This window comes from Micromonospora sp. NPDC049047, assembly GCF_040649135.1.
Lineage (GTDB): Bacteria > Actinomycetota > Actinomycetes > Mycobacteriales > Micromonosporaceae > Micromonospora.
The window spans coordinates 1-18,820 of record NZ_JBEZEY010000003.1 but is presented as its reverse complement, the minus strand read 5'-3'; the positions used below and the strand labels follow the sequence as shown (position 1 = coordinate 18,820).

Sequence of the window (18,820 nt, the reverse complement as noted above, 5' to 3'; positions counted from 1 at the left end):
CCGTGGGTCGTGGTGATCTGACCGATGAGCAGTGGGCGGTGTTGGAGCCGCTGCTGCCCGGGGCGGTGGGGCGTGGTCGCCCAGCGGTGTGGTCGCGTCGGCTGCTGATCAATGGAATCAGGTGGCGAGTGCGGACGGGGTGCCCCTGGCGTGATCTGCCACCGGAGTACGGGCCGTGGCAGACGGTGTATGGGCTGTTCCGGCGGTGGCAGCGCTCGGGTGTATGGGCGCAGGTCCTCACCGCGTTGCAGGCCAGGGCGGACGCTGCAGGCTTGATCTGCTGGGAGGTCAACGTCGACTCGACGATCTGCCGGGCTCATCAGCATGCCGCCGGCGCCCGACACGACGGCGACGCGCAGCGGGAGCCGGCCGGTGGGGTGGTGCCCGAGCCAGCAGATCACGGACTCGGCCGTTCCCGGGGTGGCCTGACCACGAAGATCCATCTGGCGTGTGAGCAGGGCCAGAAGCCGCTGTCGATTTTGGTCACCGCTGGGCAGCGCGGGGATTCGCCGCAGTTCGTGCCGGTGCTGCGGGGCATCCGGGTGCCCCGGCTGGGACCAGGCCGACCACGGCAGCGGCCGGATCGGGTGCGCGGGGACAAGGCGTATTCGTCGCGGGCCAACCGGGACTACCTGCGCCGCTGCGGCATCAAGGCCACCATTGCCGAGCCCGCCGACCAGGCCCGCAACCGCAAGAAGCGCGGCGCGGCCGGCGGCAGGCCACCGGTGTTTGACGTCGAGGACTACAAGGCCCGTCACGCCGTGGAGTGCGGCATCAACCGGCTCAAACGCCACCGGGCGGTGGCCACCCGCTACGACAAACTCGCCGTCCGCTTTGAAGCTGCCGTACTCGTCGCCGCGATCAACGAGTGGCTCTGACCAGCCGGGCATCACCTCATGCGAAGCTGGGCCGGCTGACCAGCAGAGCAGGGAGAAACCGGATGGCCGCCGACTACTACTACGCCGACGCCGAGAACGGCGACCATGTCGACGACCCCTCCGAAGACGCCCTGTTCATGCTGATCGACGACCTGAACCACAACGACAACACCTTCGTCACGATCAACCCCGCCGACGACGACCCGGCCTGGTACGCATCGGTCTCACTGCTCGACGACGACACCTACGAAGTCGAACGCCGCGACGCCCACCAGCGAATCCACGATCTCACCATCGAGACCGACAAAGCCCACATCGCAAGGGACCTCACCATCTGGCTGGCCGGCCGCCACAACCCCAACCGACCGGGCTGAACCTCAATCCCACACTTCTGAAACACGCCCTAGCTGACGCGGCAGGCCCGCACACCGGCCGCTTCGACATTCTCGATCGGTTGCTCGCCAAGGCGCGACCCACCGAGCCCCACTACGAGCTGGCGTTTCTCGCGGTACGGCCCAGCAGCACAGGTGCCGGCTACGGCACCGCCATGCTCGCCCACCACCGCAGCCGCCTCGACCACGTAGGCCTGCCGTCCTGGACCAGCACCACCACCGCCAGTGACCTCTACAGCCGGCACGGCTACGCACCCCGTCCCCCGATCATCCTGCCGGACGGTCCAACCCTGCACCCGATGCGCCGCAACCCCGAGGCAGACGGCGATCGGCGGGAGGGTATCGCCGCTCACGCGTCACGGCGGGCGTAGATCAGCATCGCTCGTCTGGACCGGGGGCGGACATCAACCCGGCCCCAGGTGGTCGGGTAGCCTGAAGCGCAGCGGGCCGTTAGCTCAATGGCAGAGCTGAGGACTTTTAATCCTTAGGTTCTGGGTTCGAGTCCCAGGCGGCCCACCATATAAGCGTTCTGCTCAATCATCCTGCGGGTGATCAGCGCGAACCGCATGAGGGCTAGGACCTTGCTGCCAGCCCTTGCTGAGCCCGCAGCGGCGCAGTCCGCCGCCCCCGCCCGGTCACCAAGCGCAGCATCTCCCATTCCTGACCTGCCGCGCTACCGACGGGCGACAAGTCCAGCTTGCGCTAGCCTCGCTGGGTCACTCGCGGCCTGCTGGTCCCCGTCAAGTGCACTTGCGCGCGACGTCGTCATGATCCGCAGACCGCTATTTGCCGCAGTTCGGGCACCGCTCGTGCAGGCGTACCGCCAGAGTATTGGCCGTCGCGCCGGATCGCGCCCGGATTGCGAGCGCGGCAGCCAGGGTGGTTCCTCCCAGGAGGAAGATGGCTGCGGTCGTCCCGGTGATGACCCGGAAGTCAGCCTGACCAGCACCGACGATGTTTTCGGTCAGTGGGTACAGGCCGAGCAGTCCGATCGGGGTGAGCAGGACAAGAAGAGCCCAGAGTCCTCGGGCATCACCGCGCCGCGACAGCACGATCGCGGCGAGCATGGCGGTCAGCAAGAGAACCGCGCCGACTTCCGGAAGGAACGCGCCCCCGTAATTGAACCGGTAGAACCACGAACTCTTCCCGGACAGGACTCCAGCTGCGATGAGGGCTGCCGCCGATGCGACCGCTATGGGCGTGAGGCGATGGCGTCGCGCCGTGTGGGAGGGGATTGCCAGCGCCAGCAGGCCCAGCGTTACCTGGGGCACCAGAACGAACAAGTACGGGCGGGGCAGCTCGAACAGGGCGGCGATGGGCACCACCGCGGCGGTGAGGAACAGTGCCAGTCCGATGGCGACGCGTGCCCACCGGGCTGGAGCGATGACATGAACGACGGCCGCCAGCAGCCAACAGCCCCACACGACGACGCCGGTGGTAGCGAATGACCCGAAGGCTGGCGCACCCCAGCTGGCCGAAGTGGTGACCACCTCGGCGGTCCCCCAGAAACCCGCGAGAGCGGTCGCGGTGATCAAGCTAAGAACAGCGGCGAGGCGTATGCCAGGTATGAGGTCAGCGGCGCCAGCAGCGCGTAGGCGCTCACGGACACCTCCGGCCAGCACATCCACCACATCGAAAATCGACGGCCAATGACGATCGGAATCCGCCAGGTCGAGATACGTACCGACGATTTCGCCGCCCCGTGCCTGGCGGTAGCCAGCGGGGTACGCCCGCAGCAGCTGTCGGTAACGGCGTTCCAGGTCCCTCATGCGAGCCCTCCCAGGGCGCGTGGGGCAATGGGTCGGGCGGCGGGCGCCAGGGCACCCAGGCGGGCGGTCGCCGCCTTCACATTGCGCCGCAGGCGCTCGGTCTCGCTGGCGAGGGTGGCATTACCGGTTGTGGAGAGCCGGTAGTAGCGGCGCTGGCGGCCGTCGACGACCTCCTCCCGGTCGGCCTCGATGAGGCCGGCGTCCACCAGTCGGTCAAGCGCGCCGTACAGGGTGCCAGGCCGCATGGATAGCCGGCCCTCGGACAGGGCCGCCACCTCTCTGATGATCCCGTAACCATGCATTGGAGGGCCGGCGAGAGCGGTCAGGATCCAGAAGGTCGGTTCCCGCAGAGGTGCATCCACCTTCGCAATATATCGGATACAAAGGTATGGAAGGGGTAAAACATCGGCAACGTCTTGAGTTAAAGCACCGTCCTGCTGCTCGCGTCGGAGGGCTGCGTCGCAACGGATGGCGTCGAACTCGACGGCGGGGGCGGCATCCCGGGGACTGCCGTCCCCGCCGGGCGGGTGTTGTCTGCCTATGCTGCGCGCTTGCGTCGGCGGGGGAGTAGTTCGGCGGCGGCTTCGGCTTTGGCGCGTTCGACGTCGAGTTCGGCGATGACGGAGGTGTAGACGTCGGTCATGGCGGCCGAGGAGTGGCCGAGGAGTTCCTGGATGTCTTTGAGGTCGGCGCCGGCGGCTTTGAGGTAGGTGGCGGCGCAGTGCCGCAGGTCGTGCAGCCGGATCGGGGGTAGGTCGGCGTCGCGGACGAGGGTTTCGAAGCGGTCGGTGACGGTGTTGGGGTGCCAGGGCTTCCCGTCGGGTTGGACGAAGAACAGTCCGGTGTCGGGCCAGGTGTGGCCGGCGGCGAGTTTCCACTGGGCGCGGCGGGCGTGGTGGGCGCGCAGGACGACGCGGGTGATGCTGGCCATCGCCATGATCCGGTTGCCGGACTCGGACTTGACCTTTTTGATCACGGGCGTGTAGCCGTGGGTGGCGATCTGTTGGGTGACGCTGATCAGGCAGTTGTCGAGGTCGACGGCGGCGTCGGTGAGTCCGACGGCCTCGCCGCGTCGCAATCCGCGATGCAGGATGAGTGCGAACAGTGGGTAGAGGGCGACGTCGTGCTCTTCGGCGTGGTCGAGGAACGCGCCGGCCTGCTGCGGGGTCCACACCATGACCGGGCTGGGCCGCTCGCCGGTGTCGCGCCACCGTTGTACGGCTTTGGTGGTCCATACCCGGGCTTTGGGGCGTACCCCGGAGGGCAGTTCGATGTGGGCGGCGGGGTTGAAGTCGATGAGCCGGTTGTTGCCGCGGCGGATGGCGTCATTCAGTGCCTTGCGCAGGGTAGCGCGGATGCGGTGCATGCTGGCCGGTTTGGTGGTGCGCAGGCCGCGGACGCTGGCGCGGATGGTGGGGTCGTCGCTCTGGCGGGCGATCTCGATGGCGGTGCTGCGGTCGGCGATGGCGGCGAACATGGCCTCGACGTGCTCCACCCGTAGTTTCACCAGGGCGATGGTGCCGAGGTGCGGGACCAAGTGGACGCGGATGTGCGACTCGTAGGCCAGCAGAGTGTTGGGTTGGACGCTGCTGAGGCTGCGGCGGGATGCCAACCATGACTGCAGGTACTCGCCGACGGTGGTCGTGACGGTGGCGGGCAATCCGGCGCGGACCCGCCGGGCGATCGTGTCGCGGTCCGGCAGTGGGGCGCCGGCGGTGACGCCGAGGAGCATGTCGGCGATCTCGGCGGCGACTGCCGGGTCGTCAGCGGCGAGGGCGAGCAGGGCTTTGGCGTGGTCGCGGTCGCCGGTGGCGGCGTCACGGGTGTCGAAGGTGCTGCGGCGTAGCTGCCGGCGCGCCTGGCCGGGGTGGGTGGGCAGTTCGAGTTGGTAGGCCCACCGGCCGTGGTTGGGGTTCCACGCTCCGCTGGGCCGGCGCAGCTGCGGGCAGTGGTTGCCGAGTTTGCGCCGGTTGCCGTCGCGGCACCCGCAGCGTTTGAAGACGGATCCTTCCGCCATGATCAGTTGTCTCCCTCGGGTGGGGTGTTCGGCAGCCGGTGGCTGCGGATTGCGTACGGGGTGATCCACGCGTGCCTTCCGCCGACGATCAAGTCGTCCCCCGGCGATGGGGTGGCTGACGGCTGTCGTCGCCGTCGGGTAGGTGCAGGGCGTGGAGGATGGCGGCGACCGGCACCCGGTAGCGGCTGCCGAAGCGCAGTACGGCGACCGGGAACTCGCCGCGCTTGGCCAGGTCGTAGGCGACGGAACGGGATAGCCCGAAGATTCGGGCCGCGGTGCTCAGGTCGGTGACCATGCCCAGGGCGCGGATACGCTCGGTAGTCCATTTGCCAGGTGGGAGGTCCTCGACGGTGCGGACGGGCTGTGTGTACTCGAGGTGAGGTTCAGGGGTGCTCATCGCGATGGTCCTTCGCAGTGGGAGAAGGCGACGGTGTCGCCGGGATGGTTTCGGGACGGTGGGGGTGAGGCGGCAGGCGACGTGGCGTCGACCCGATAGCGACGATCGGGCCTGCGGCGCTGGTGGCGTCAGGTAGCGCCCGGACGCCGGTGGCCGGTCAGGGAATGGACCGAGCCGGTACGAGCCGGGCAGGGGGTCGTGGTGGTGCGACCTGGAGCTCGCTCAAGTCGAAGCCGACTCTGCGCCGGCCGGATCGGGCTCTGACACCCTCAAACCCGTGTTTGTGTGCTCTGGCGAACGCCTGCCGAACTCACAACCGCTCACAGCGACTCACATAGTCATGCGGTCGATGTCCGTTCTCAGGCAATCTGCTCCGTTCTCAATATTTCTGCTCTGAGCGCCCCCGGTCTGCTGACCCGCTCGCCGCGTTCTTACCGTTCTGGGGAGAGCGTGAACCGGCCCTACCAGGGACGATGCTGAGGAAGAGGTTCGCGATGAGGTCCCACTCGCGGCCGCGGCCAGACCGGGCGACTCGCCGCGGAACGTGGCTGCGGGGCAGATCGACTGAGAATCATGCCGAGTTGGCCTTCTCAATCGACTGCTCCGCCCAGCTCAGCGCACCCCACCCGGAGCAGCTTCGCTGAGAACGGACGGCCAGCGCCGATCTGACGCGGATGCGCCACCGCCTCGGCGCCAACCACCCCGACAGTGGCAGAAGTCGATGACACGGTGGGTGGTGTGACGGTTCACGAGTGCTGCGACAGCGTGACCGCCGACTGCTCGGCAGCGGTGCCAACGTGTCACACGCCGCAGCGGCGACGACCGGTCAGGCAATCATGTAGGTCCATGACATGGTGTCCGCGGACATGTCCTTACCCGACAGGCGCGGACACGGCCTGCGTGCGGTTGACACGCCCGTCCATGCGGCGCAGGGGTGTCATGCCGGTTTGACCACCGCCACCACGGGAGGGACTATCGCCGATCGGCGCCAGTGTCACCCCAAGTCAGGAACACGCGCGTGACTGAACTGTCACGGCCCTGCTCAGCGACCGCGCCGGACACTTTGTCAACGACGAGCATCGATGACATGCGTGTCGCCGCGGACACCCGGCCCTACGCGGAGGACACCTTCTGCCCACCTCGAGGCCATGGCCGCACGCACGGAAGCGGTCGACATCTCTCGACGTCATGTGACCGCCGCCGATCGCATGTCCGGACAAGGTGACACAGCGCCCCTGCCGACGTTCCTGTCCTTTCGGACGCGGTCGCCGCTGCCTGCGCGGACAAGATGTCCATCGATCGTCCTCGTTGACACCGGTTCGCGCGTTGCCGGGCAAAGCGGCCGGTACGGAGGGTTCCTCATCACTGGGTGCTTCCACCGGCGACCGACACGGGGGAGCGCAAGGCACGATGCCCCGGCCCGGGGGACGTGGTCAGGATGCGCGCCACCACCACCGGCGTCGTCGCCGGCGTTTCGGGCGTGCCGGCGGCGGATGCCACGCCGCTGTGAGTCGTTGTGAGTCTTGTGAGCGGCTGTGAGTCGCTGTGAGTGAGAGGGTGTAAGGCCCCGGAGATCTCTGTGGGGCACTCCTCGCGCGGCCCTCTGCTCTCACAGCCCTGCTCAGAACCCTCGTACGAGGGGACGCTGGCGCGAACGCCAGCTCAGCGCCAGACCGGACGGGCTGTGTCAGCGGCTGTGAGCGCCTGTGAGTCGCTGTGAGTGACTGTGAGCGGTGGGCGCGGCCCGACGATCGCGGCCTCGTCGCTGAGCCGTCGGGGTGCCGCGTTTGGCGGGCGTCGGTGGCTCACAGCCCTGCTCAGCCGTACCGCGGCCCGTCCGCCTCGCCCGCTAGGCGCCGGACCGACGCCCGGAGTTCGGGCGGGGCGCTACGGCGGTCCGCTGGGGGCAAAAGCGGGCCTGACCTGCGCTGTGAGCGGTTGTGAGTGGGTCGTGGCGTAATCGGCATCCCACGTCGCCGAAAAGACGGCGACCCCTCGATGGTCTCTGACCGAGGAGTACTGATCATGAGTGTGTCCGACACGATCTTCCCTGCCGCGCCCTTGGACGCCGTCGATGTCGCGTTCGCGGCGCTGACCAGCGACCCGGCGCCCCTGTCCCTCGACCTCGACATGCTCGGTCCGGATGACGGCCTGCCAAGGGGTGTCGTGGCGCTGCCGGCGCTGCGGGACTGGCTGCTGGCGAACCCGCGCGCCTACACCGCCCGCGACGCGGTGTGGCGGGAGTTGATCCGTCGTGCCCGCCTGGACGGGCCGCAGTGGGTCATCGCCGCGGTCGGCATGGCGATGCCGGCGCTGCGCCGCTACGCCAGGCGGTTGTCCGACGGCTACCGCGGTGACCCCGACGACATCGGCGCGGAGATCCTCGCGGGTTTCCTGGCGGCGCTGCGGAACCACGTGGACGCGGCCCGCCGGGCGCCGTACGCGTCGTTGTGCCGGGCCGGGTGGCGCGCCGGGCACGCGCTGCGCCAGCAGGCCAGCGAGTTCGTTCCGGTCGAGGACGTGGAGCGCGTCACGGGACCGCGGACCCCGCAGGTGCCCTACGGGCATCCGGACGTCCTGGTACGCCGCGCGGTGCGCCTGGGGATCCTCGACGCCGACGACGAGCAGCCCTACATCGACGTGCGACTGGGACGGCGTGCCATGGACCCGATCGCGGCCCGGATGGGCATCAGCACCGACGCCCTTCGCATGCGGTTGGGTCGCATCGACACCCGCCTCGCCGAAGCCCTCGCCAACGGCATGCTGGCCGGCGCGGCGTCCCCGCAGGCCGCCGAGGCGTTGGCGGCGCAAGCCGAACGCCGGGCCAGTCTGCGCGCCGCCAGCCGCCGTCGCCTCTCCACCACTACCGCCACGTCGACGGCAGTCGCGTAGGTCGGCTCCCTCTTCTCGCGGCGCCGTCACTTCCCCCGGTGAGGGCTCCTGGGACGGATCACCTCAACTGAGAAAACCCCTCGTTGTGAGTGGCTGTGAGTGGTTGTGAGTGGGGCAGGCGTTCGCCAGAGCACACAAGCGGCGGTTTGTTAATGACGGCGCCAGAAGCCGCGCTCCGATTCTCGCCGTACCGCACGACCGGCCGGTGATCCGGCCGCGCGGACCAGCCGGTTCCGTGCCCGGGCTGCCGCCCGGACACGGAATCGGCGATCTGGCACCGCCCTGTCACCCACCGCGACGCACGACCGAGGTGCGTGATCCGCCCGAGGTGCGCCGCACCGACGCGGTCGCACAGGCATTCATCCGCCCCTGCCACCCCCTATCCGGGGATGGCGCCATCTTGGAGGTACCGGTCATGTCGACCACCTACCATCCCCAGTTCACTGTCCCGTCCACCCGACCGATCCCGGCGGAGCTGATCCTCTCCGAAGCCGGCCGCATGCGCCTGCCCGACTGGTGGGCCGTCGAGATGCTCGCCGAGCACCGCGTCCTGACCACCGCGCAACTCACCGCACTCGGCTTCGCCACCACCACGGCATCGGCCACCCGACGACTGACGATCCTCGCCCGACGCGGCTGGATCGACCGCCTCTGGAACACCCGCGCCGCGGCCATCGCCGACACGTGGTGGTGCCTCGGCCCGATCGGCACCCAACTCACCCCACTCGACGAGGACCGCGACGTCACACCGGCGCAGGTGTACCGGGCCCGCGACCGGCTCCGCGAGCATCCGGACCTGCCCGGCCTGCTGCGGGCCAACGACTTCTTCGTCGACCTCGCGACCCACACGCTCACCAAGCCCGGTAGTGACCTACGCACCTGGTGGTCACCGCGCACCTGCCAATACGTCACCGCGGCCCGACATGCCGCCTGGCACGGCGAGTACATCCACGACCGCGACCGCCACGCGTTCTGGTACCAGCCCGACCCCGGCGAGATCCGTCCCGCCGACCTCGCCGACCACGTCCACGCCTACCGGCGGCTGGCCGAACAAACCGGCCTGGCGACCCTGCTGTTCCACGCCGCCGACCCGCAGCGCGAGCAGGACCTGCGCCGCTACCTCGAGCGCCGCAACACGCGGCACCTCACCGTCGTCACCAGCAACCCCGAGCACGGCCACCCGGCCGACTCGGTCTGGCAGCCGATCGGCGAGACACACCGCCTCGCCCTGACCGATCTTCCCCACACCCCCGATCAGTGGCCGCCCGACACCGTGACCTTCAAGGAGGTACGGCCCCGAGCCCCACACCCCATCTACGACCCAGAACGCCCCTACGAAGAATCCGTCGCCAACGGCGAGTACCACTACCCGCCACGCCCCTGACCAACCGACCACTGCTCCTCGACCGGCCCACCCGGGCCGGTCGAGGAACAGACCGGCGCGGCCTAACGAAGCGCTTAACCGGTCGCTGTCAGGGGACTGTCGGAGGTTGCCGTTCGCTTCAAACCCGAACGGCAACGCCCGCGGCTCTCTCACCGCAGGTCGCAGCCGCTGTGGCCAACTTCGTGCGACAAGGCGACTGGCTGCCCGTGTCACCGGAAGTTCGCCAAACGCGCGAGACCAGGCAGGTTGGCCTGTCCAACCAGGCTGCCGTGAAGCGACTGCCCCGACCTCCGGTTGCTCCCACCCGCTGCGGCCGCGGAGCGCACCAACCTCACACCCACTCGCACCTGTGACCTTGGAGCAACAACGATGATCACCCCGCACCGCGAACCTCACCAGCGTCACCGGCCCGACTCACACCCACCCCCACCGCACCGTCACGCCGAACCCGTTGTGCCCGGCGCTTCAGCGGTCAGTGCCGATCTCCGTTCTACCGTCCGTCTTGATCCTGACCCCCAACCTGACCCCGTACGGCCGCTCACAGCCCAGGTCAGCCCCGCTGTCAGGAGTCCGGGACCGCTCCAGACAGACCCTCCAGTCTCGGGTCTCTCCCCCAGGGCTGGTGCCCATGGGTAAACACCTACCCGCCGCGGATCCGCTGCTGCGCCTGCAGGCCAGCATCACCGCCCGCGACGACCGGCTCCTGGGCTGGCTCTACGACAACGGCGTGCTCACCACCGACCAGATCGCCGCCGCCCTGTTCCCATCCCTGGACTTCACCCAACGCCGCCTCCGCCGCCTCACCGCCCTGCGAGCGGTCGACCGGTTCCGACCCAACAAAGCAGACGGAGGCTCCCACCCCTACCACTACGTCCTGGACCAACTCGGCTACGACCACGTCCACGCCCAACGCGGACTCCCACGAGGCCGCCGCGACCAGGCCCGCCGCCGCAAACACTCCCTCACCCGCAGGCCGGACCTGCCGCACCTGCTCGGCGGCAACCAGGTCTTCATCGACCTCGCCGCCCACGCCCGCACCCACCCCGACAGCGACCTCGTCCGCTGGCAGCCCGCGTCGGCCTACCACGAACCCGGCACCCTCTACCGCGAAGGCGGCGACCCGCACATCATCCTCGCCGGAGCGACCGGCTTCCCCCGCCCGGACGGCGCCGGAGTATGGACCGAGGGCGGACGGTCCGTGCCGTTCTTCCTCGAGTACGACACCAGCGGTGAGAACCTGCAGGTCCTCATCGACAAAATCATCAAATACGAGCGGCTGTACATGCTGAGCACCTGGGCATGGCCGGTGCTGTTCCACCTCCCCTCAGCCCGCCGCGAGGCGAACCTGCACCACCGGATCGCCGACACCAGCTGGAAAGCGGGCATCGCCACCACCACCGCCGAACTACGCACCGCCCTCGCCGCCAGCCCCGCCCACCAGATCTGGCAACTAGCCGGCCGGGCCGGCCGTCACCGCCTCATCGACCTGCCCTACAGCGACACCCGCCACGACGATCAATACCCGACACGCGGCCAGCCCACCCCGGACGAGCGGGCCGCCTACTGAGGGAAGCGGAACACGCGGCGGGCGTGGACCGGGCCGGATCTGGTAAGCGGCAACGTGCATGACCGCCAGGACGACAACCCGTTCGCCAGACACCGCCATGAAGATGACCGGCGCAAGCCGTTGGCTCTCCGTCGTACCAGAGCGATGGTCGAAGACCGCCCACCCTCAGATGATCAGCAAACAACTTTCTGCCCGCCGGCAGCACGGCGCCGCCCGCGTCACCACGCCCACCCGCCCTAGCGGCCGGTCGATGTCGCTCCGCCTGAAAGTTCAGCCGGCGTTGACAGCCGGCCGGTTGCCGCATCTCGCCACCAGGCTGCTCGGCCGGCCCTAGATGTAGTGACCAGCCGGGTTGTTGACGGTGCGGCTGATCGGGGGTTTGCCGCCGAGTGAGGTGTGGTTGCGGTGATGGTTGTAGGTGTGTAGCCAGGCTGGTAAGGCTTCGGCGCGTTCGGTGTTGCTGGTGAAGGGGCGGGCGTAGGCCCATTCGTCGCAGAGGGTGCGGTTGAAGCGTTCGGCTTTGCCGTTGGTTTGTGGCCGGTAGCGGCGGGTGAATCGTGGTTGGGCGCCTAGCTCTGCCAGTGCCTGGTGCCAGCTGCGGCCACGGCGGTAGGCCAGGGCGTTGTCGGTCATGACGCGTTCGATGCGGGGGATGCCGTGGGCGGTGAAGTGCTCGGCGGCGCGGCGCAGGAAGCCGGCGCAGGTGTCGGTCTTCTCGTCGGGGTGGATCTCGGCGTAGGCGAGGCGGGTGTGGTCGTCGATGGCGCAGTGCACGTAGTCGAAGCCGACCCGGCTGGCGTAGCGGGCACGTCGGTGTTCCAGGCTGTCTCGCCCGAGGACTCGCCAGCCGCCGCCGTCGCGGACGCGGCCGAGTTTCTTGACGTCGACGTGGATCAGCTCGCCGGGTCGGTCGCGTTCGTAGCGGCGGATAACCTGGCCAGTGGGCCGGTCGAGCCAGGCCAGGCGGTGTAGACCGTGCCGGGTCAGGATCGCGTGCACGGTCGAGGCGGGCATGCCCAGCAGCGGGCCGATTCGACGCGGCCCGAGTTTGCGTTCCTGGCGCAGCTGGCAGACCCGCGCCTCCAGCTCTGCGGAGGTCTTGCGGGGTTGGTGGTGGGCGCGGCTGGACCGGTCCTGCAAACCGGCGTCGCCCTCAGCGCGCCATCGCTGCAGCCACTTGTAGCCGGTCGCCCGGGAGCAGCCCAGTTCCTTGACCACATGAGCGACCGGCCGGTCCTGGTCGATGACACGCGTGATGAGCAGCCGCCGGCCGTGGACAGTCAGCCGGGCATTACGGTGGGCCATGAGACCTCCGGTTTCGGTGTGGGCGTCAGCACCTCACACCTCGCCGGAGGTCTCGCCTCGTCTCAAGCCGCCACGCCGTCAACAACGCTCATGGTCACTACACCTAGAGCCCCGAACGTGGACCTGGTGATCACAGCCGGCCACGACGCAACCTGCAGTGCTCTGGCCAGCGCGGCATGTGTGCCGCCGTCCGCGCCGCCCGCCGGGCCACGAGCCGAGCCCGCCCATCCGCCACCCCGCCTCCACCCCGGAAGGTGCAAGGACAAGCCGCCGTAACCGCACACCGGCCAGAAACTTTCGCGGCTGGTTCGCCCACTCGCCCACGCCGACAGTGGCAGGCGCGCTGCCACGTCAGCCGCACGAGCCGTTCTTGGGAGCGGCCTCGGCGGCCTAGGCAAGCAGGACATCGGCGGCCGTTTGTGGAATGCCGCCGGCTTATACGCGAGGCTGTGGCCCATGGCACACAGCCGGATTCTTGCCCATCTCGCCCGCCGGTTCACCGTCAGCGAGGAGAACCTCGCCACGGAAGCCCTGACCTATCTGCTGCAGGCCTCGCCAACAGCCCGGGCCGCGATGAACGACCTCGTGCGCGACTTGGGCACTGAGCTGCCGGCGAATCTGCAGTACGCCGGTCAGGTCGGCGCTGACGGAGTCGGACGTCCCGACATCGTTGGTATCGACGCGGCGGACCGAGAACGGCTAATCCTGGAAGCAAAATTCGGCGCCGGACTCACCGAGCAGCAGCCCGGAGGCTACCTTGCCCGGCTCACCCATAACGCCGGTGGCATGGTGATGGTGGTAGCCCCAAGCGTTCGCCTCCCCTCACTGTGGCGCGAACTACTTGCCCAGGTGGCGCTGCCCTACCAGCCGGAGACGGTCAGGCTGCGGCAAGTCCAGGTCGGCGCGCTCACGGCGCTGTCACTCGTCAGCTGGCGTGACCTGGTCACCCGAGTCCGGGACGCCCTGCGCGCCAAGAACGAGGCAGATCTGGCGGAGGACGCCGACCAACTGCTGGCTCTGACCGAAGTCATGGACAGCAACGCGTATCTGCCACCGCGGCACGGCGAACTCAACCAGCGCACCGGCCAGCTGGTACACCAGCTGCAGCACCTACTGGACCGCGTCCGACTCGAACTTCCTCAGGCCACCGCCGCGTCACTCAACAAGTCCTACGCGATGGACTATGCCGGGTGGTACCTGACCAGCCAGACCGGCAGGCAGGTTTGGTTCGGCATACTGCCTCGCACCTGGGCCAGGTTCGGCATCTCGCCTCTTTGGGCGCAGGCCAGCCCTCGCTGGGCCGGCCTGAACCGGCGCCAGATCCAGCACGCGTTGGGTGGGCTGAATGAGGTTGGCCGAGCCGGAGTGTTCGAAGAGGAAGGCTTCCTCACGCCGTTGATCATCGCCGCGGATGCTGGCGAAGACGATGTTGTCGCCCAACTGTGCGCTCAACTCGCGGACTTCGTTGTACGCCTCGACTCGGCATCACCCGCCACAGCTTCGCCAGTAACCCAGACGCCATAGCCGAACGGCAGGGGCCACCGCTCGGCTCGGCAGAAGAGATCGCGACAACGACACTGCGCGGCCGTCCAGGCTCTTGCGTCACCGACTAGGCTGCGATCATCGGCGAATGGAGTTCCTACTGGACCCGCCGCACGGGGTAGGCCCATTGCGGCTCGGTATGGCGACCGGCGAGGCTCGTGCCGCCCTGCAGACGCTCGGTCCGCTGAGTTCGACCGCCTACGGTGCGCTTGCCCTGCACCTGCCGAGCGGGCTCGGGCTCAGCCTGGGTTTCGGCGTCGGTCCGACAAGGGACCGTGTCAACGCGATCGAGGTGTGGCGTCCGGCCCAGCGTGACGTTGTGCGGTACCGCGACGTCGACCTCTTCGGCTTGCCCGCGCTCGAAGTCGTGAAACGCCTACGTCGCCACGTCGACCTCAGGCCGAACGAGGACGACGACGGCTTCACCGCGCGGGAGCTGTACCTGGCCCTATGGCGACCGTTCGCCGCCGACGACGACCCGGACGAGGAACAGGGGCACTTCTTCCAGTCGGTTCTCCTGGCCCGACCCGGCTACGACGACGCACCCGCCGAGGCTGGCAGCACGGCTCGCCGCTGGCGGACAACCAGGCTACTGATACACCTGAACCTCGCCCCAGGCCGCGACGATGCACACGCAAGCTCACCGTAATCCTCGCGGCTCGGGCCGCTAGCCAGAAGCGGAGCGAGCAGGACGTGATGGAACAACGCGACCACACCGCACGGGAGTTCTCGGGGCGCCTACGCTCCCGGCGATGAACGTCCGCGAGCGCAAGAAACTCAGCGCCCGTCTGACGGCGGGCTGCTTCGTGACGACCCTGCCGCCGTGCTCACCGTGCTGCGCGTGGGAGCAGACCCGAACGCGGCAGACTGCGGCGGCACGACACCCCTGTACCGCGCATCCGTGCAGAACAACCCCGACGCCTTGCGGCTCCTCCTACAGACGGGCGCCGACCCCAACACCGAGAGCGGACAAGGCGAAGAGGGCACACCCTTGACGGGCGCCGCGGCCTGGGGGCATACCGACGTCGTACGCGCACTCCTCGCGTACGGCGCGGACCCGAACCTCCGCGAAGACCACGGAAGCGGCCTGTCACCGATCGAGTGGGCACGGCTAGGGCCTGTTTCAGAAGTTGATCCACGAGCTAGATCGCATCGATGATCTTGCCGTGGGTCGTGGTGATCTGACCGATGAGCAGTGGGCGGTGTTGGAGCCGCTGCTGCCCGGGGCGGTGGGGCGTGGTCGCCCAGCGGTGTGGTCGCGTCGGCTGCTGATCAATGGAATCAGGTGGCGAGTGCGGACGGGGTGCCCCTGGCGTGATCTGCCACCGGAGTACGGGCCGTGGCAGACGGTGTATGGGCTGTTCCGGCGGTGGCAGCGCTCGGGTGTATGGGCGCAGGTCCTCACCGCGTTGCAGGCCAGGGCGGACGCTGCAGGCTTGATCTGCTGGGAGGTCAACGTCGACTCGACGATCTGCCGGGCTCATCAGCATGCCGCCGGCGCCCGACACGACGGCGACGCGCAGCGGGAGCCGGCCGGTGGGGTGGTGCCCGAGCCAGCAGATCACGGACTCGGCCGTTCCCGGGGTGGCCTGACCACGAAGATCCATCTGGCGTGTGAGCAGGGCCAGAAGCCGCTGTCGATTTTGGTCACCGCTGGGCAGCGCGGGGATTCGCCGCAGTTCGTGCCGGTGCTGCGGGGCATCCGGGTGCCCCGGCTGGGACCAGGCCGACCACGGCAGCGGCCGGATCGGGTGCGCGGGGACAAGGCGTATTCGTCGCGGGCCAACCGGGACTACCTGCGCCGCTGCGGCATCAAGGCCACCATTGCCGAGCCCGCCGACCAGGCCCGCAACCGCAAGAAGCGCGGCGCGGCCGGCGGCAGGCCACCGGTGTTTGACGTCGAGGACTACAAGGCCCGTCACGCCGTGGAGTGCGGCATCAACCGGCTCAAACGCCACCGGGCGGTGGCCACCCGCTACGACAAACTCGCCGTCCGCTTTGAAGCTGCCGTACTCGTCGCCGCGATCAACGAGTGGCTCTGACCAGCCGGGCATCACCTCATGCGAAGCTGGGCCGGCTGACCAGCAGAGCAGGGAGAAACCGGATGGCCGCCGACTACTACTACGCCGACGCCGAGAACGGCGACCATGTCGACGACCCCTCCGAAGACGCCCTGTTCATGCTGATCGACGACCTGAACCACAACGACAACACCTTCGTCACGATCAACCCCGCCGACGACGACCCGGCCTGGTACGCATCGGTCTCACTGCTCGACGACGACACCTACGAAGTCGAACGCCGCGACGCCCACCAGCGAATCCACGATCTCACCATCGAGACCGACAAAGCCCACATCGCAAGGGACCTCACCATCTGGCTGGCCGGCCGCCACAACCCCAACCGACCGGGCTGAACCTCAATCCCACACTTCTGAAACACGCCCTAGGCGGCCATGCCGAGACAGCCGCCCTGCTGTGAATCAAGGGGGCGCGTCCCAAGTACGAGACGATGGTGACTTCGGGCTTCTTACGGCGGCACGCAGACCCGGCAGGAGACAAGAATGGCAATTAGTGGTACTCCCGCTGCCTCAGGCGCCTCCTCAAACCAGTCGCAGTTCGGGGAGGTGTTCGCTGGCGGCGTCGATCACAGTACGGACGAGGGCCACCGGAAGGCCAGCCTGCGCTGCCAGGCTCTCCGTCGTCACCCGCTGCGGGCCGAGGAGTTCGACAGCCCGGCCGAGCAGAGAGGGCTGTTCCCGACGGCCGAGGTCACCCGGTTCGGGATGACCCCACTGGGCGAGCAGGCTCATGCCCCGCCGGTAGGTGTGGTCCCGGTACACACCCAGGTCGTGGCCCCGATACACGAGCGCTTTGAGGCTGATGCCCCAGCGGCGCTTCAACTCGTGCAGCCGGTCGAAGTCCAGGCGGGCCGGCAGTTCCGCAGCCAACGTCGGGCTAGGGGCGAGGAACTCGGAGGCGAAGGCGGTGGCCTCCCGTTCAAGGATCTGGCTGCCCGGCTCGGCGTCGTGGTGCAGCAACAGATGACCGAGTTCGTGGGCGGCATCCATCCGGGAGCGAGCCCTGTCGTTCTTGGCCGGGTTCAGGAAGACGAACGGCCGCTGGCCGTACCAGTGCGAGAAGGCGTCGACCCGCTCCGAGGCATCCGGCAGGGACAGCACGATCACCCCGTGCGCCTCCAGCAGCCGTACCATGTGCGGCACCGGCCCGTCGTCGACCCCGAACTCCCGGCGCGCTGCCGCGGCGGCCGCGCGGACATCTTCGGCCCGCGCCGGGTCCGGCAGGTCAAGCTGCGGCAGCCGCAGCTCGGGCAGCCGCAGCTTCCGGCTGAAAACCTCGACCACCCGCCAAGCGACCTCGCCGAACGCCTCTGCCTGATCCCGCTCCGCCTGGGTGGTGGCCCGCAGGCTACGAAAGTGCGCGCGCCCCGGCGATGCCGGAGCGGGGAAGCCAGCGGCGAAAAACTCCACCGGCATCGTCAGCGCCATCGCCAGCCGGGCCAGCACCGCCGCCGATGGACGGACCTGCCCCAGCTCGTACTGGCTGACCGCCGCCGCCGTGACCCCGATTTGCCGAGCCAACTCGTTCTTGCGCATCCGCCGCCACCGGCGCGCCAACCCGAGTGCGTGCGGCTCGAACGCCGCGACGGCCGCAGTGGCCGGGACCGGCGGACGGATTCCCCCGGTCACGCCGATCGGCCGGCGGCAGCACCGAGAGTACGGCCGGCGGCGCGGCCGGGCTGCAGCCTCTCGAGCGGCAGCTCTGGGATCGGCAGCTCATCGTGCCGCTGCCCCGGCACGCCGGTCGGCTCGCCTACGACGGGCAGCGGCGCCCCCACCGTCACCGCCTCGCCGAACCACAGCATCACCTCGAACCACGGAGACCCGCCCTCACGGTTGTCCCTGGGAAGCCCGAGGTACGCCGTCGCATCGCCGGTCGTGATGTCCCCGGTGTGCGCGACGCGCAGGTGCCGCTTGGGCGGCACCACACCGGCGAAGACCTCCGGGAACTGCTCGTCGTCGTCGAAAGCCAACTGACCGTCGCGGCTGTTCTCCACCGCCCCGCCCAGCCGGGCCTCGCTGCCCTCCCACCGGATTGTCTCGATCCCACCCTGCAAGGAGTAGAGCCGCACCACGTACCCGGCGCAGAGAACCTCCAGGGAGTTGTCCTCCAGCCGCACCCGCACCCCGTCGACACCGTCGAACGTCGCCTTGCCCAGGTTGGTCAGGTTGCGCCACACGATGGTGCCGAAACTCATCGCGTCATCGCCGAGCTCCGGCTCGTGCCGGTCCGCGGCCCTCCGGTACACCTGCCGAATCAACCCGCCCAGCGGCTCCAGCACGCCCCGCCCATCCAGCACCGCCACCGCGTCGCCCAGCAGACCCATGGCAGGAAATCTAGCCGATGCGGCAGTTGATGTTGCGGAAATCAAGCGGCCAACACGCCCGGAACCCGAACCCCATTAGGTTCGAATGTGCTCCGCAGGTCGGAGGGCGGAGTCACCCACCCGTCACCGGTAAGGTCCATCCATCCATCGGCGGGCGCGTGCTCCAGGCCAAGAGGGGAGTATGGATCTAACGGTGTTTCCGGCCTGACCTGCCAGGCGTTGTGCCTGGTGAGGAGGGTGCCGTGATGACCGCGACACTGAACGACCAGA

Annotated in this window: 18 protein-coding genes and 1 tRNA gene; 12 read left to right on the top strand and 7 right to left on the bottom strand. The window is 68.8% G+C overall.

The genetic code is table 11. The features are described from left to right. The first annotated feature begins 2 nt into the window (after positions 1 to 2). The 4 genes from AB0B86_RS05630 (at position 3) to AB0B86_RS05615 (ending at position 1,789) form a co-directional block, all read left to right on the top strand. Positions 3 to 878, top strand: coding sequence for an IS5 family transposase (locus AB0B86_RS05630; protein WP_357416116.1), 876 nt, complete (start codon positions 3 to 5; stop codon positions 876 to 878). Between the two features lie 62 nt (positions 879 to 940). Next, entirely contained in the window at positions 941 to 1,252 is a 312-nt protein-coding gene (locus AB0B86_RS05625; protein ID WP_357416113.1) for a hypothetical protein, read from the top strand. 80 nt (positions 1,253 to 1,332) lie between these two features. Beyond that, positions 1,333 to 1,641 carry a GNAT family N-acetyltransferase gene (locus AB0B86_RS05620; RefSeq protein WP_357416151.1) on the top strand — a complete coding sequence of 103 codons (309 nt, stop codon included), beginning with the start codon at positions 1,333 to 1,335 and terminating at the stop codon, positions 1,639 to 1,641. Between the two features lie 73 nt (positions 1,642 to 1,714). Next, a tRNA-Lys gene (locus AB0B86_RS05615) sits at positions 1,715 to 1,789 on the top strand. 263 nt (positions 1,790 to 2,052) lie between these two features. Here the strand turns inward: AB0B86_RS05615 and AB0B86_RS05610 are convergent. The 4 genes from AB0B86_RS05610 to AB0B86_RS05595 all read right to left on the bottom strand — a co-directional run bounded on the left by AB0B86_RS05610 (position 2,053) and on the right by AB0B86_RS05595 (position 5,453). After that, positions 2,053 to 3,039 (bottom strand): hypothetical protein, encoded by a 987-nt coding sequence (locus tag AB0B86_RS05610; protein WP_357416149.1) that lies wholly within the window; start codon positions 3,037 to 3,039, stop codon positions 2,053 to 2,055. Next, the gene (locus tag AB0B86_RS05605; protein ID WP_357416145.1) at positions 3,036 to 3,401 is read right to left on the bottom strand and encodes a helix-turn-helix transcriptional regulator; all 366 of its coding nucleotides are present in this window, start codon (positions 3,399 to 3,401) and stop codon (positions 3,036 to 3,038) included. The genes AB0B86_RS05610 and AB0B86_RS05605 overlap by 4 nt, the downstream gene beginning before the upstream one ends. Positions 3,402 to 3,577: 176 nt before the next feature. Beyond that, positions 3,578 to 5,056, bottom strand: a complete 1,479-nt coding sequence (locus AB0B86_RS05600; RefSeq protein WP_357416143.1) for a site-specific integrase — start codon at positions 5,054 to 5,056, stop codon at positions 3,578 to 3,580. A gap of 88 nt (positions 5,057 to 5,144) precedes the next feature. Continuing rightward, complete coding sequence (locus AB0B86_RS05595) at positions 5,145 to 5,453, bottom strand: helix-turn-helix domain-containing protein (protein WP_357416140.1); 309 nt, start codon at positions 5,451 to 5,453, stop codon at positions 5,145 to 5,147. 2,025 nt (positions 5,454 to 7,478) lie between these two features. Between AB0B86_RS05595 and AB0B86_RS05590 the strand changes: the two genes are divergently transcribed. The 3 genes from AB0B86_RS05590 to AB0B86_RS05580 all read left to right on the top strand — a co-directional run bounded on the left by AB0B86_RS05590 (position 7,479) and on the right by AB0B86_RS05580 (position 11,296). Beyond that, entirely contained in the window at positions 7,479 to 8,345 is an 867-nt protein-coding gene (locus tag AB0B86_RS05590) for a hypothetical protein (protein ID WP_357416135.1), read from the top strand. A gap of 415 nt (positions 8,346 to 8,760) precedes the next feature. Further along, complete coding sequence (locus tag AB0B86_RS05585) at positions 8,761 to 9,729, top strand: replication-relaxation family protein (protein WP_357416131.1); 969 nt, start codon at positions 8,761 to 8,763, stop codon at positions 9,727 to 9,729. 628 nt (positions 9,730 to 10,357) lie between these two features. Further along, positions 10,358 to 11,296 (top strand): replication-relaxation family protein, encoded by a 939-nt coding sequence (locus AB0B86_RS05580; protein ID WP_357416128.1) that lies wholly within the window; start codon positions 10,358 to 10,360, stop codon positions 11,294 to 11,296. Between the two features lie 330 nt (positions 11,297 to 11,626). Here the strand turns inward: AB0B86_RS05580 and AB0B86_RS05575 are convergent, their stop codons facing one another. Next, complete coding sequence (locus AB0B86_RS05575; protein ID WP_357416126.1) at positions 11,627 to 12,601, bottom strand: IS481 family transposase; 975 nt, start codon at positions 12,599 to 12,601, stop codon at positions 11,627 to 11,629. A gap of 456 nt (positions 12,602 to 13,057) precedes the next feature. Between AB0B86_RS05575 and AB0B86_RS05570 the strand changes: the two genes are divergently transcribed. The 5 genes from AB0B86_RS05570 to AB0B86_RS05550 all read left to right on the top strand — a co-directional run bounded on the left by AB0B86_RS05570 (position 13,058) and on the right by AB0B86_RS05550 (position 16,559). After that, a complete protein-coding gene (locus AB0B86_RS05570) occupies positions 13,058 to 14,125 on the top strand; it encodes a hypothetical protein (RefSeq protein WP_357416123.1) in 1,068 nt (355 codons plus the stop codon). A gap of 106 nt (positions 14,126 to 14,231) precedes the next feature. Then, positions 14,232 to 14,792, top strand: a complete 561-nt coding sequence (locus tag AB0B86_RS05565; RefSeq protein WP_357416121.1) for a hypothetical protein — start codon at positions 14,232 to 14,234, stop codon at positions 14,790 to 14,792. A 174-nt stretch (positions 14,793 to 14,966) separates the two neighbouring features. Next, positions 14,967 to 15,302: an ankyrin repeat domain-containing protein gene (locus tag AB0B86_RS05560; RefSeq protein WP_357416119.1), complete on the top strand. Its 336-nt coding sequence runs from the start codon at positions 14,967 to 14,969 to the stop codon at positions 15,300 to 15,302. A gap of 7 nt (positions 15,303 to 15,309) precedes the next feature. Then, complete coding sequence (locus tag AB0B86_RS05555; RefSeq protein WP_357416116.1) at positions 15,310 to 16,185, top strand: IS5 family transposase; 876 nt, start codon at positions 15,310 to 15,312, stop codon at positions 16,183 to 16,185. Between the two features lie 62 nt (positions 16,186 to 16,247). Further along, positions 16,248 to 16,559 carry a hypothetical protein gene (locus AB0B86_RS05550; protein ID WP_357416113.1) on the top strand — a complete coding sequence of 104 codons (312 nt, stop codon included), beginning with the start codon at positions 16,248 to 16,250 and terminating at the stop codon, positions 16,557 to 16,559. 186 nt (positions 16,560 to 16,745) lie between these two features. Here the strand turns inward: AB0B86_RS05550 and AB0B86_RS05545 are convergent, their stop codons facing one another. Both AB0B86_RS05545 and AB0B86_RS05540 read right to left on the bottom strand, forming a co-directional pair. Further along, a complete protein-coding gene (locus AB0B86_RS05545; RefSeq protein ID WP_357416110.1) occupies positions 16,746 to 17,852 on the bottom strand; it encodes an ImmA/IrrE family metallo-endopeptidase in 1,107 nt (368 codons plus the stop codon). Continuing rightward, the gene (locus AB0B86_RS05540) at positions 17,849 to 18,550 is read right to left on the bottom strand and encodes a hypothetical protein (protein WP_357416103.1); all 702 of its coding nucleotides are present in this window, start codon (positions 18,548 to 18,550) and stop codon (positions 17,849 to 17,851) included. Before AB0B86_RS05540 ends, AB0B86_RS05545 begins: the two co-directional genes overlap by 4 nt. Positions 18,551 to 18,820 lie beyond the last annotated feature (270 nt).